This is a genomic window from uncultured Chloroflexus sp. (assembly GCF_937951745.1).
In the GTDB taxonomy this organism is placed as follows: Bacteria; Chloroflexota; Chloroflexia; order Chloroflexales; family Chloroflexaceae; genus Chloroflexus.
On record NZ_CALFBQ010000010.1, the window covers coordinates 15,555 to 28,080 of the forward strand.

The following is a 12,526-nucleotide window of genomic DNA, read 5'->3' on the forward strand; positions in this document are numbered from 1 at the left end:
GGAGATATAGGGTATTGTAGCATATTCTGACCGTTTCGCCGGCAACTGCCTATACTCCCAGCTCGGTGCGCAACTGGTGCAGGGATGATTCGATAGTGGCGCGCAAGGCTGCTCGTTCGGCAGGCGGCAAGAAGGTCGCTTGGGCAGCGGTGCGGGTGATGGCGCAGAAATCGGGAGCGGTAAACCCAAGGTGATGCGCGGTGCGGCGAAACTCCTCGGTGATAGTGGTCTCGAAGAAGGTGGGGTCATCGGAATTGATCGTCACCGGCACACCGGCATCGTAGAGTTGGCGCAGGGGGTGGTCTGGCCATGCGGCGATGGCTTTGGTGCGAATATTGCTGCTTGGGCAGATATCGAGCACAATCCCGCGCATAGCGAGAGCGGCCAACAGTGCCGGATCATCAATGCTGCGAATCCCGTGACCGATCCGGCTCACTTCCAACACATCAATCGCGCCCCAAACGCTGGCTGGGCCGACCACCTCGCCGGCGTGAGCCATCACACCAAGACCGGCGGCACGGGCAGCGGCGAATAGTTCAATAAACTCTTCGGGTGGGTGGCCAATCTCGTTACCGCCGATCGACCAGCCAACCACACCAAGCGAACGGCAGGCGATAGCGGTTTCGAGGATGGGCCATGCAGCAGCGGCGCCGTATTGGCGACCATAATCGAGCACAAGCCCCACTCGTGGCCCGCCATGCTGGGCAGCGCGAGCAAAGCCGGCGGCAGCTCCGGCCAGCACCTCGTGCAAATCAACCCCGCGCCGCACGTGCTGCATCGGCGAAAGCATGACTTCGGCGTAGACAACGTGCTGTGCCGCCAGCTCCATCCCCAGCTCGAACGCGAGCAGCTCAAAATCCTCACCATGCACGATAGTCGCAGCCAGCGCCATAAATGTGCCCAAAAAAGCGTGAAAATCATCGTAATGAAAGAGGGCGGCCAATTCTTGCTCAGTGCGCACGGGCAGCGGAATACCGTTGCGTTGGCTCAGTTCTAGAAACGTGCGTGGCGCGACCGCACCTTCGAGGTGCAGGTGCAGCTCGATTTTAGGCATACGTTCGATAAAATCCGCGAGCGTCGGCGTGAGCATTGCCTTTCTCCCGCTCGTAGGAACGATGTTGAGTCGTATTGTAGCGGATGTTGCAGGGAATGGGTGCGAGGATACGAGGTCGCTGCGGGTCTCACGACCACGTTAGCGTGCGGGGGGAGAATCACGGTGGGATGAACCGGGGACCTGTGTATCCTGCTCTTATATGCCTCTGCGCACCCCACGCCACAGCGAGAGTGCGTAGAGGATTTAGAGCAAACCTTCAGCCGGATAACCGGGCCGTATCCTTAATTCGTGATCCCGCTGGCGCGCAGCCGCTCGGCGTTGTCGTAGACGATCAGCGCCTCGATGATCTTGTCGAGTTCGCCGTTCAGCACCGCCGGTAGATTCGAGAAGTTTTGGCCAATACGGTGATCGGTAATCCGATCTTGAGGGAAGTTGTAGGTGCGGATCTTTTCGGCCCGTTCGCCGCTGCCGACCTGCGCAAGGCGCGAGGCGCCGATCTCGCGCTGCCGTTTCTCTTGTTCGCGGGCATAGAGGCGCGCGCGCAACACAGTCATCGCCCGTTCGCGGTTTTGGATCTGCGAGCGACCGTCTTGGCAGGTGACGACAATCTCTTCGGGGGTGCCAGACTTGTACACAATACGCACCGCCGAGTCGGTAGTATTGACGCCTTGCCCGCCATGGCCGGCACTGCGGAAGACATCGATGCGCAGGTCTTCCGGCTTGATCTCGATCTCGGCCTCTTCGACTTCGGGCAGCACAGCCACCGTTGCGGTCGAGGTGTGAATCCGGCCACGGGCTTCGGTGGCGGGCACGCGCTGCACCCGATGGACGCCGCCCTCGTATTTTAATTTGCTGTACGCGCCTTCGCCGTGGATTTGGAAAATTACTTCCTTGATGCCGCCGATGCCGTTTTCGGTCAGGCTGTCAACTTCCACCTTCCAGCCCTTCGACTCGGCAAAGCGGGTGTACATGCGGAAGAGATCGGCGGCGAAGAGCGCCGCTTCATCACCGCCTTCGCCCTGCCGGATCTCCATAATCACATCTTTCGAGTCGTTGGGATCGCGCGGCAGCAGCAATAGCTTGAGTTGCTCTTCGAGTTCGGCCAGCCGTTTGCGCTGTGTCTCAAGTTCTTCTTGGGCCAACGCGCGCAATTCGGGATCGCTCTCGTCTAGCATTGCCTCGGCTTCATCAATCGCGCGTACCGTCGCCTGATATTCCCGGTACGCAGCGACCACATCTTCCAATTCGCGCTGTTCGCGGGCATACTGCTGCAAGAGCGTGACGTTGGTCGCCACCTCAGGCTGGGCCATCAATTCGGTGAGTTCATCGTAGCGCGCGGCGACGGCAGCCAGTTTATCGAACATAAGACATTATTCCATCTGGATGATATATGTAGTTGCTGATCCGGTGTGCGGTGGCACAATTAGCCCTCGCCACGAATCAGAGTAATCGTTGTTGCTGCGAACGATGGCGGGCTAGCGCACTGTGCTGTGCGCCACCATCTTACCCAAATGCCCTTTCCACAAAGATAGTCGATGGCACAATGCGCAATAGCACATCGCGCATCGTGCCATCAGATATGTTCATTCTACAGGCCAAGCGAAGCAGCTTTGGCTAGCTTCTTGCGGCGGTTGCGCTCGGCGCGGCGGCGCTTCTCTTTGCGCTGCTCGCTCTTCGAGACGAAGTGCATCTTCTCGCGATAGGTCTTGGTGATCCGCTCGGCGACGACACCTTTATTGAAGCGGCGAATCAGTTGCTCAACGGTTTCGCCTTCACGACGTTCAACTCGCATAGCGCTGCTGGATCAGCGGCACGGCAACCGGTATCCGGCATAGAACCGTGGTTTGGCGGGGGGCGACGCCCGGCTCTACGGTCGTATCCGCGATCCTCCCTCATCACCTCCTTCGCAACAGATTTGGTGCGCCCCTGAGCAGCGGCAATGCCGTGATTCCTACACCGAAACAATAGTATACCGGATGGCCGGCGAATACGCAAACACTGAGGATGGCGAGGATGCTCCCACATCTTGGTAAGGTGGTTCCGGTGAGGGGCAGGAAACGCAGAGGTTGGGAACATGGCGTCTTTCTGCGTTCCGCTGCATCGTGACGGCTTCATCTAACCGGATACGATCTCCATTCTATCCCCGGCGGCGCATGATAGCGCCGCCATACGCCGGTAGGATCACGTTTCCGGCGATAGTATCGGCAGTTTGTGTCGCCAATGCGACTTCCCAGTGGCCAGCCGGTAAGGGGATCGCGCCGGCTTGCGGCGCGTTGTTGAGCGCAACCAGCCACGTTACGTCGTTGGCGGTACATGTATAGGCTACCTGACGGTTCTGGTCATCGATGTGGGTAAAGACGCGCTCGCCACGCCAGATAGCGGTCGTTGCTCGTCGCAGTGCGCCCAATTGACGGTAAAACTGCAACAGGTCGCGATCCTGATCGGCTCCCCATAGCATCGGCAAGCGTGACTCTTCGGGATGGCCGCTGCCGTCGGCATGGCGCACGTCGAGTCGTTGGCTCAGCCCAACTTCGGTGCCGTAATAGAGCACCGGCGGGTGCGGCAGCGTGTATTGGCAGAGGGCAGCCAGCCGCAACCGGCGGGTATCGCCGCGCGCGACCCATAAAAAACGATTCATATCGTGATTATCGAGGAAGCTGGGCAACACAAAACCGGGCGGAAAGTAGGAAAGGTGCCGGTTGAGAAAGATGGCGAACGTACTGGCGCTAATCTCATCAAAGGCGAAAAAGCGCCGGATGGCTTGCAAGAGCAGAAAGTCGAGACAACCGTCGAGCCGGCCAACATACGACCGCAATACCTCGGCAGTGTCAACCGCTTCGCCCAACAGCACGCAGTCGGTTTTGATGGCTCGCATCGCTGCGCGAAAGGCTGTCCAGAAATCGTGGGAAGGGCCGATCGTGTAGTCGAGCCGGTAGCCGTCAACCCCCTGTGCGAGCCAGTAGCGCGCTGCGTCGATCATAAATTGGCGTGCCGGCGGATAATCAAGGTCAAGCTGCGGGAGTTCGGCGACGCCAAAGAATGAAATATACTGGTCTGGATACCGCGTAAAGATGAACCAATCCCGTTCCGGGCCGGTTGGATCGGTAATAGCGCGCTTGAAGATCGGGTGCTGGCTTGAGAAGTGATTAGCGGTGTAGTCAAAGATGACTCGCATCCCGCGTTCGTGGGCGGCGGCGATCAGGGTCTGCACATCGGCCAATGTCCCCAGTCGCGGTTCGACGCTGTAGTAATCGGTGGCATTGTACCCGTGGTGCGACGGCGAGGGGAAGAGCGGCGAGAGCCAAATGGCGGTCGTGCCTAAGCTAGCAATGTAATCAAGATTAGCGGTAACGCCGGCCAGTGTACCGCCGTAGATGCCCATCGGCGTAGGCGGATTGGCAAATTGGCGATTGGGGCCGGGATGGAACCGGTCAATAAAGACGTGATAGATGACGGCTTCATCAAGCCATGCCGGGGCGCCTTCATCGCCAACTCGGTAGGCGCAGGTGCGCGGGCGACGGAGGAAGGTCAAATTGAATTCGGCTCCCATTTCACGCAGGTAATGATCGCCGGGGCCGGGATGACCGAGCACACTGCCATCGCCTTCGGTCGCACCGATCACTTCGCTGTACCAGAGCGATCCCTCGCCTTTGCTCAGCCAAGCCTCGATCCGGTAGCGTACAACGGTGCCGGACGGGTGGGGTGGCAGATCGATTGCCCACTCTTCCATATAGCCCCACAGCAGTGTATCCCAGTGGCTGGCGAGGCGATGCCCATGCACCACGGTGCTCCCCGGCGCGGCTTGGCCGCGGCAGCCGGCCGGTTCGCTACCATCGGTCGTATAGTAGACGCTGACCCGATCGGCGGTGATTAACGGGCCGAGGGTGACGAAGAGCCGCACCGGTTCACCGGCTCGCGGCGCTGCCGGTTCCATACGGTAGCGGTGGGAAATACCGGCCATCTCGGCCCGCACATATCCTAGCCGCCGGCTATCGGTGGCCATCGTGCCAAAAATGAAGTCGGCAGAGACGTGAATCTGTTCCACGGTGAACGATCCTTTGGGGATTACAATGGTGGTTGGAGCCGCACGGCTGTGCGGTTCGACAATACAATTATCCCTTGACCCCGCCCAGTGTCAGGCCGCCGATAATATATCGCTGTAACAATAGGTAAACGATCGCTACCGGCAACGACAACAAAATCGAAAAGGCGGCGAACCGCGACCAAGGGATCTGCCCGGCGTACTGGCCGGTCATATTGTAGAGCGACATCGCCAGCGTAAAATCTTTGGGATCGGTCAGGAACTGCCACGATAAGAAGAACTCAGTCCAGCCGCCGGTAAAGCCAAGAAATCCGGTGACGGCCAGCGCCGGCGTTGCCAGCGGCAACACGATCTGGAAGAAGACCTGATTCGGTGAGGCGCCATCAATAATCGCCGCCTCTTCCAGCTCTTTGGGAATCGTATCGAGGTAGCCCTTCAGGTTCCAGATCGCAAACGGCAACGCCCCCGACACCATTGCAATCCCGACGCCAAGCAGCGAATTGCGCAACACAAAGATCTCGCTGCGGGCCGGGGCGAGGCCGCCGTAGATCAAACCTAGACTAATGACCAATCCCACTGCGCCGAAGAAATAGTTGCCCGGCCCAGCCGAGCCAAGCCGGATCGCCGGCACCACTGCGAACAGCGTGAGACCAAGCAGCATCAGGCCAGCGAGAATGAGCACAATACTCATAATCGCACTACTGATCCGAATGCTGTTGAGCAACGCAAAGAGCGGCGCAATCGTCGCCACGCTCGGCAAGACGGTGATTGCCAATACTGCAATCATCATAAACTGCCGGCCGGGGAACTTGAAGCGCGAAAAGGCATACGCCGCGCTGACGCCGATGAGAAGGGCAAAGGCCGATACCCCGCCGGCGAGGCGCAGGCTATTAAACGCCAGCTCGGCGAACGTCACCGGATTAGCGGTCGGGCGGTCAAGCACTTGCAAATAAGCTTGTAGCGACGCGCCGGGTGGAATCAGGTTCAGCTCGGTTGGGCGCGAAATATTGCGCGGATCGAGCGACATGCTCACAATCCAAAGCACCGGAAAGAGCACAGTTGCAGCGATAAACAGGCAAATCGCTTGCAGCACCAATTGCTGCCACCACTTTAAGCGGCGGCCGGCGGCGGTGCTGCCTGAACGGCGCTGAGTAGTCACACTAGACATCGTAGCTCTCCGTGGCGCGCGAAATCTTGTTGGTAATTAAGAAAATCGGGATCAGCACCAGCGCAATAATGACCGAAAATGCGGCGGCAACGCCATAGAGCTGGTTGACATTGATCAACTTAAATGCCTGCGTCACCATAATCTCGGTGCGTCCCAGCGGCCCACCGCCACTCATAAAATAGATCACGTGGAAGAGATTGAAGGTGGTGACAATGCCAACCATTGCCGCCGGCACCATCGCCGGGCGCAGCAGCGGTAGCGTAATCCGCCAGAACTGTTGCATGCTGGTCGCGCCATCAATGCTGGCCGCCTCGTACATCTCTTTCGGAATCGATTGCAGCGCGCCGGTGGCGACGATGGTCATAAACGGCCAACCCAGCCAGATATTGGCAATCAGCATCGCATAATAGCTGAGCGGCAGGCCAATGCCGGGAATGGGGTCTTGGATCTGGTTGAACCAACGAATCTGTACCGGATCGAGGCCAAAAGGCGTAATGAAGAGATTGATCAATTGATTGATCGAACCGTACTGATCATCAAACATATTACGCCAGACTGTGGCGACCACGATATTCGGCAATACCATCGGTAAAATATAAATTGCCCGATAGATTTTGCGCCCCCACAGCCCTTCCACGTTTAGCAAGACAGCAATAATAATGCCCAGCGCGACGTGAAACCCGACATTCGAGAAGGTCCACCACAAATTGAAGGCGAGCAAGCGCCAAAAATCAAAGTTACCGCCAAGGCGGGCAACAAATTGCGGGTTATTGGTGATAATATCAAGATAGTTCTTAAAACCGACAAACTGAGCTGGCCGGTAATTGGGCGGGGTGGTGCCGCCGGGGCCGAACGGGTTCAGCGTTTGCTTCCCCTCTTCCTTAATCACTCCATAATCGGTGAAAGACATCCAAACTTGGAAAGCCAGCGGGTAAAAGGTGACGACCATCATAATCACCAGTGCTGGCAGCAGATAGATGATCGGGGTGCGCAATTGTTTCCACCCCTCACGCAGAGCTGAACGTGGCGCTCGCGTCGTTGGTGAGGCCAGCTCTGGATTTGTGGTTGCCATACGGCTTCCTCCCCTGCGGTTGGAATGTGCAGATGTTGCGTATGATAACACTGCCAGACCCTCCCCTTGAGGGTCTGGCAGGCGCTTGCGCGACTTACTTGCCGTTGGCGGTATTCATCAATGCGCAGGCTTCGGTGATAGCAGCCTTGGGATCAGCGCCACCGTCGAGCACTTTGGTCATTGCGTCGCCGAACGGGCCCCAGTAGTTGTCGAGTTCGGGGATCTGTGGCCGCGGTACGCCGGTGGCCGACGCCTGCGCGAAGGCCTGCACCAGCGGATCGCTGATCTGCACCTTGGTGCTCACCGGCACGTGGCCGGCTTCATCGACGTAGACCTTCATCGATTCGGGGCTGGTCAGGAACATTGCCAACGCAACCGCACCTGCTACATTCTGGCTGTTGATGCTGACATAGAAGCCATCGACGCCGGTAAGCGGGCCGGCCGGCTTGGCGGCTCCCGGCATCGGAGCCACGCCGAGGTTGTCACCCAGCACGGCGCGGTAGTCACCCAGCACCCACGGGCCGTTGATAATCATGTCGGCCTTGCCGTCCTTGAACAGCGAGTCAGCTTGGCCGCCGTCGGTCGAGAAGGTGACAGTCGGTACTTCCTTCAGCGCCTTGAGGTAAGCGAACCACTCAGGGCCGCCAGCCTGATCGGCGATGCACTTGCCGTTGCTATCCATCAACTGGCCGCCAAACGCCTGCAACCAGCCAAAATTGTGGTAGGCATTCTGGTTGAGCACCAGCGTTTTGCCCTCCTTGACCAGCGCCAGCAGCTCGTCGGTGGTCGCCGGCGGGGTGGTGATCTTGCTCTTATTATAGTAGAGCGCTACTGCCTTAAACGACTCAGGGATGCCGTACAGCTTACCGTTGAGTGACATCCCGGCGACGCCGGTCGGTGTGATATCGGTCAACATGCTCTGATATTCACTCAGATCGGCTAGCACCCCGGCCCGGATCTGGCTGCCAAGGCTGTCATTCGGCGCAATGAACATATCGGGGCCGCCGCCCGATGAGACCTCGTTGTTGAACTTATTGAAAATCTGATCAAACGGGATCTGGAGCACGTTAATTGTGGCCTGCGGGTAAGCGGCGCGGGCGCGATCAATCAACATGTTGATCGCCTTCTCTTCGGCGCTGCCGGTACCGTAGGCATGCCAGAGCGTGACGGTGCCGGTAACGGCCATACCGCCGGCGGCAGGTTGGGCGGGAGCAGTCGTGGCTTGAGCGGGAGCAGTCGTGGGTTGGGTGGCGGGAGCGGGTTGGCCGCAAGCGGCGAGGAGGGTGGCGAACAGGGCCAGCAATGCGAACAGTGCAAACGACAGGCGCTTCACACGTTTCTCCTTTGGCGGGGGCAGCAATGCCCGATAATCGGCAACTATACCATAACAACAATGATTATGATGGGTACCAATCAATCGCTATCGCTCGATATTGCACCTCCTTCTCTCCCGTGTTGCACGATGGTTAATTCGCGCCGGAGCTTGAGCAGCAAGCGGGTGAGCAACTCGCGCTCAGGTCCATCAAGCACAGCCCACCGTCGCGCGAGCGATTCGCTATGCGCAGCGCGCACCTTGGCTAAGTGGGCTCGGCCATGCGCCGTTAGCCCGATCCGTTGCACGCGCCGATCACTCGGATCAGCGATGCGCTCGACTAAACCAAGAGAGCTGAGGCGGTCAATCAGACGGGTTGTGCTGCTTTTGTCAATCAACAAATGGACGCTCAGATCTGACAGCCGCACGCCATGGTGTTCAGCTAGCAGCAGCAGCGCCGCATACTGGGTAGGGTTGAGCTGGAATTGGCGCAGCACACGGCGGTCGCCATCATCCAGCAAGACGTAAACTTCTTGGATCATACGGTGCTGCTCGGTGCCGGATGGCGTCATAGACTTTCGGATAACTTCGTTGTCAACAAAATAGTTGTATAAACAATTATTGTAGGTGGGATTATAGCAGATGCGACAAGTATTTGTCAAGAGGGGTCGTGTGCGACGTTGATCTCAAGAACAATGTATAATACGGTCAACTTCGGTGATAACGATTTGTGATGTATTAGTATGGTAACCATCACCGTTCGCGATGTGGTGCGACTAGCGTTGCCGGAGGGCACTACGGTCGTTGCCGGCGCTACCGGCTTGGGGCGTCAGGTCAGTTGGATTGCCACCCTCCGCGCTACGTTGCCGGCCTTTGCCGAACTTCGCGGTGGTGAACTCGCCTTGCTATCGGTTGAAGCGGCGCGTGCGCTCGATTCGCGGTTAACGTTAGCGGTGTTGGTGCGCCGCTTAGCACAGGCGCCGGTGCCAATTGCCGGCGTCGTTGCGCTGGGCGTGATCACACCCGAAGATCAGCAAGCGGCGGAAGAGGCCCGGCTGCCGTTGCTGCATCTGCCCGAGGGGGTCGATCTGCGTGAGGTCGAGCGTGAGATCACCCGCCTGATTACCGATTACGAAGCGCAGTTCGAGCGGCGGGCTGCCCAGCTCTACGATTTGCTTACCCAGCGTTCATTACAAGGTGGCGGGATTGGCGGCTTGCTCGATATTCTGCACGAGCGCACCGGTCAGAGTGTGGCATGTTATGCGCCGAATGGCGTGATCCGGGCACAACGCGGGCGCGGGCAGGCGCGACTGGCTTTGCAGGCGCTGCGTCCCTCTGGTCGTGGCGAAATGAATTTGCTCAACCAGCAAATCTGGGTCGAGCCGATTGGCAATAGTAGCGCACCAACCGGCTATGTCGCAATTGCCGGGGCGACGCTTGATCCGTGGGATCGCACGGCAGTGCAGCGTGGCGCGCTGGCATTAGCGCTCGAATTGGCCAAAGAACAAGCGGTGCAGGCTGCCGAAGAGCGGTTGCGCGGCGATTTTATTGCCAGTATTCTGGCTGGGCCGCCTGCCGATGTAGCCGCCGCGATCCAGCGTGGTCAGGAGCTGGGCTATACCCTTACGGCGCCTCATACGGCAGTGCTGGTGCATATTGATGATGCCAGCGCCGCGACGTTAGGCCGGGCCGCGGCCAATATTCAGAATGAGCTGAAACGGCTGAATATCAATGCACCTATCTCGCGGCGCGAGAGCAATGTGCTCTGCATGGTGCCCTCGCCGACGGTCAGCCGGGCGCGTGAGGTGGCCGAGCAGTTGCGCGAACGTTTGTTGTTCGATCATCCGAATGTGGTGCTTGCCATTGGCTCGCCGGCAGCGCATCTTTCTGAGTGGCGGCGCACCCTCGAAGAGGCTGAACAGGCGTTGAGCCTTGGCCGCCAGATTTTTGGTAACGATCGCGTGCTCGCGTTCGGCGATCTGGGTGTCTACCGTTTGCTCATTCGCTTACGTGAGACGCCGGAGCTGTGGTCGTTCTACCGCGAGACGCTTGCTAGCCTCGCTGAGTATGATAAGCGCCAGCACGCCGATCTGATTAAGACGCTTGAAGCCTATTTTAACAACCTCGGTAATCTGCGCGCTACTTCCGAGGCGTTGCACGTTCACCGCAATACGTTGCTCTACCGTATCGAGCGGATTAAGGAGATTAGCGGGATGGATCTCGATAACGCCGAGGAGCATTTTGCGCTCTGGTTGGCCGTGCGCGCACACCGGATTCTCTCGACCTTGGAAGAGGGGTGAGCAAGCGGGCGAAGGGGTTTGCGAGTTGATCGTGAGCAATGTCAGTAAGCGCACACTGTACCTATTCCCCACTCCCTACTTTCACGGTGTGCGATCACGTCCTAGGATGACCACGATCTCTGCCTCGCTATACACTCCCGCCGGTTGGCCAACGACCATCTCAGCGCCCAGCAGTTGGGCGAGCCGGCGGGCAGTAAAGGGGGCGTTACCGGCTTGATACACCACCGTGCGCGGATAGTCTCCCGGTGGCGCGTCGGCAGGGGCGAGGACCGTAAAGCCGTTGGCGCTCAGTTCTTCGCTGGTGCGGCGCGCTAGCCCTGCAACACTCGCCCCATTGAGCACCTGCACCCGCGCTCGTTCGCTCGCCTCTCCCGGCGGCGTCAGCCAGCGATTGACTAGCGCCGCCACGTTGTCGGCATCCCAGATCAGGTTGGTGCCGTTTTCACGCACAGCTACAGTGCCCGGCTCGATCCGGTAGCGGCCGATCAGCACCGGGTCGAGGTTGGCGGCCAAGCGTCCCATTGCCAGTAAGGTGTCGAAGTTGGCCAGTGGCAGGGTGGTTAGAACTGCTGGCGTATCGCCGGTTTGGGTAACGGCATCGAGGATACGCGGCAGTAAGAGCATCCGCTCAAACCAGTTACGCTGCCGAATTTCACTAACAATCGCTTGCACGATTTGCTGTTGCCGTTCAGTGCGACCAAAATCGCTGTCAGCGTGGCGTGTGCGGGCGTAGATCAAGGCGCGCGCGCCATCCATCCGTTGCGGGCCGGCTTCAAAGACGACTTGCATGACGCCGTAGTCAGGGGTGGGGTAGGCCTCGTCGACGATCCGGCGCGGCACCTCGATCGTAATCCCGCCAAGGGCATCGATTAATGCAGCAAAGCCGTCAAAATCGATCTGCACGACGTAATCGACCCGCATGCTACGTTGCTCAAAGTTGAGAAACTGGCTGACCGTGTCGGCGGCGAACGCCATCCCGCCCTGTTCCGCGCTTACGCCATCGCCGTAGAGTTCGGTTGCGTGATAATAGCCGTAAGCGTAGGCGGCGTTGATCTTGCTGGGGCCACGGTTAGGCAGATCAACTTGTGTATCGCGCGGGATCGAAAGCAGGTTGGCCCAGCCTCCTATGCCATCGAGCCTCACGAGTATTAATGTGTCGCTGCGTATCCCCTCTTCGGGACGATCACGCCGGATGTCAACCCCAACAACCAAAATATTTGCGCCAAGCAATGGTGACGTAATGGCTGGCCCGCGTGGGTCGGCAACCACGATCCGTTGTGCCAGCCGGTGGATCTGCCAGTAGCCAAACCCGAGCGCCAGTGCAACGATTGCCAACATTCCTAGCGCGATCCAACCTAGTGACCATCGCCGCTTGGGTGTGACACGGCGCGGTGAGGTGCTTGGCGGTGGCAGCAAGCCTTGGCGAGAGTGTTTGTGCTCTATCCGGTGCATCACCAGCGTCGCGTCAGGGTAAGGCGAGCGGCTAGCCGGCGGGCGAGGCGGTTGGTTGGGTTGGTTATTCGACATAAGTAAACTCCGCAATAGATGGGTTATGGGATCGCCGCGACGTTGCTGGGC

Annotated in this window: 10 protein-coding genes; 1 reads left to right on the forward strand and 9 read right to left on the reverse strand. The window is 58.8% G+C overall.

The features are described from left to right. Nucleotides 1–49: 49 nt before the first annotated feature. The 8 genes from add to Q1A59_RS03750 all read right to left on the reverse strand — a co-directional run bounded on the left by add (nt 50) and on the right by Q1A59_RS03750 (nt 9,190). On the reverse strand, nt 50–1,090 hold the full coding sequence (gene add / locus Q1A59_RS03715; protein ID WP_299643909.1) for an adenosine deaminase: 1,041 nt from the start codon (nt 1,088–1,090) through the stop codon (nt 50–52). A gap of 245 nt (nt 1,091–1,335) precedes the next feature. Next, a complete protein-coding gene (gene prfA, locus Q1A59_RS03720) occupies nt 1,336–2,418 on the reverse strand; it encodes a peptide chain release factor 1 (RefSeq protein WP_299643911.1) in 1,083 nt (360 codons plus the stop codon). Between the two features lie 224 nt (nt 2,419–2,642). After that, nucleotides 2,643–2,846, reverse strand: coding sequence for a 30S ribosomal protein S21 (gene rpsU, locus Q1A59_RS03725; RefSeq protein WP_298404743.1), 204 nt, complete (start codon nt 2,844–2,846; stop codon nt 2,643–2,645). Between the two features lie 345 nt (nt 2,847–3,191). Beyond that, nucleotides 3,192–5,099, reverse strand: a complete 1,908-nt coding sequence (locus tag Q1A59_RS03730) for an alpha-amylase family glycosyl hydrolase (protein ID WP_298402116.1) — start codon at nt 5,097–5,099, stop codon at nt 3,192–3,194. A 67-nt stretch (nt 5,100–5,166) separates the two neighbouring features. After that, complete coding sequence (locus Q1A59_RS03735; RefSeq protein WP_298402117.1) at nt 5,167–6,264, reverse strand: sugar ABC transporter permease; 1,098 nt, start codon at nt 6,262–6,264, stop codon at nt 5,167–5,169. Further along, complete coding sequence (locus Q1A59_RS03740; RefSeq protein WP_298402118.1) at nt 6,257–7,336, reverse strand: carbohydrate ABC transporter permease; 1,080 nt, start codon at nt 7,334–7,336, stop codon at nt 6,257–6,259. The genes Q1A59_RS03735 and Q1A59_RS03740 overlap by 8 nt, the downstream gene beginning before the upstream one ends. A gap of 94 nt (nt 7,337–7,430) precedes the next feature. Next, nucleotides 7,431–8,669: an extracellular solute-binding protein gene (locus tag Q1A59_RS03745; RefSeq protein ID WP_298402119.1), complete on the reverse strand. Its 1,239-nt coding sequence runs from the start codon at nt 8,667–8,669 to the stop codon at nt 7,431–7,433. Nucleotides 8,670–8,749: 80 nt separating this feature from the next. Continuing rightward, entirely contained in the window at nt 8,750–9,190 is a 441-nt protein-coding gene (locus tag Q1A59_RS03750) for a MarR family winged helix-turn-helix transcriptional regulator (protein WP_298402120.1), read from the reverse strand. A 201-nt stretch (nt 9,191–9,391) separates the two neighbouring features. Between Q1A59_RS03750 and Q1A59_RS03755 the strand changes: the two genes are divergently transcribed. After that, complete coding sequence (locus Q1A59_RS03755) at nt 9,392–10,948, forward strand: PucR family transcriptional regulator (RefSeq protein WP_298402121.1); 1,557 nt, start codon at nt 9,392–9,394, stop codon at nt 10,946–10,948. 81 nt (nt 10,949–11,029) lie between these two features. Here Q1A59_RS03755 and Q1A59_RS03760 read toward each other — a convergent pair whose 3' ends face one another. Beyond that, nucleotides 11,030–12,475 (reverse strand): LCP family protein, encoded by a 1,446-nt coding sequence (locus Q1A59_RS03760; RefSeq protein WP_299643918.1) that lies wholly within the window; start codon nt 12,473–12,475, stop codon nt 11,030–11,032. Between the last annotated feature and the right edge of the window lie 51 nt (nt 12,476–12,526).

Coding starts and splice junctions, on each gene's coding strand:
- Q1A59_RS03750 (WP_298402120.1), bottom strand. CDS start 9,190: ATGATCCAAGAAGTTTACGTCTTGCTGGATGATGGCGACCGCCGTGTG.
- Q1A59_RS03760 (WP_299643918.1), bottom strand. CDS start 12,475: ATGTCGAATAACCAACCCAACCAACCGCCTCGCCCGCCGGCTAGCCGC.
- Q1A59_RS03735 (WP_298402117.1), bottom strand. CDS start 6,264: ATGTCTAGTGTGACTACTCAGCGCCGTTCAGGCAGCACCGCCGCCGGC.
- add (WP_299643909.1), bottom strand. CDS start 1,090: ATGCTCACGCCGACGCTCGCGGATTTTATCGAACGTATGCCTAAAATC.
- prfA (WP_299643911.1), bottom strand. CDS start 2,418: ATGTTCGATAAACTGGCTGCCGTCGCCGCGCGCTACGATGAACTCACC.
- Q1A59_RS03755 (WP_298402121.1), top strand. CDS start 9,392: ATGGTAACCATCACCGTTCGCGATGTGGTGCGACTAGCGTTGCCGGAG.
- rpsU (WP_298404743.1), bottom strand. CDS start 2,846: ATGCGAGTTGAACGTCGTGAAGGCGAAACCGTTGAGCAACTGATTCGC.
- Q1A59_RS03740 (WP_298402118.1), bottom strand. CDS start 7,336: ATGGCAACCACAAATCCAGAGCTGGCCTCACCAACGACGCGAGCGCCA.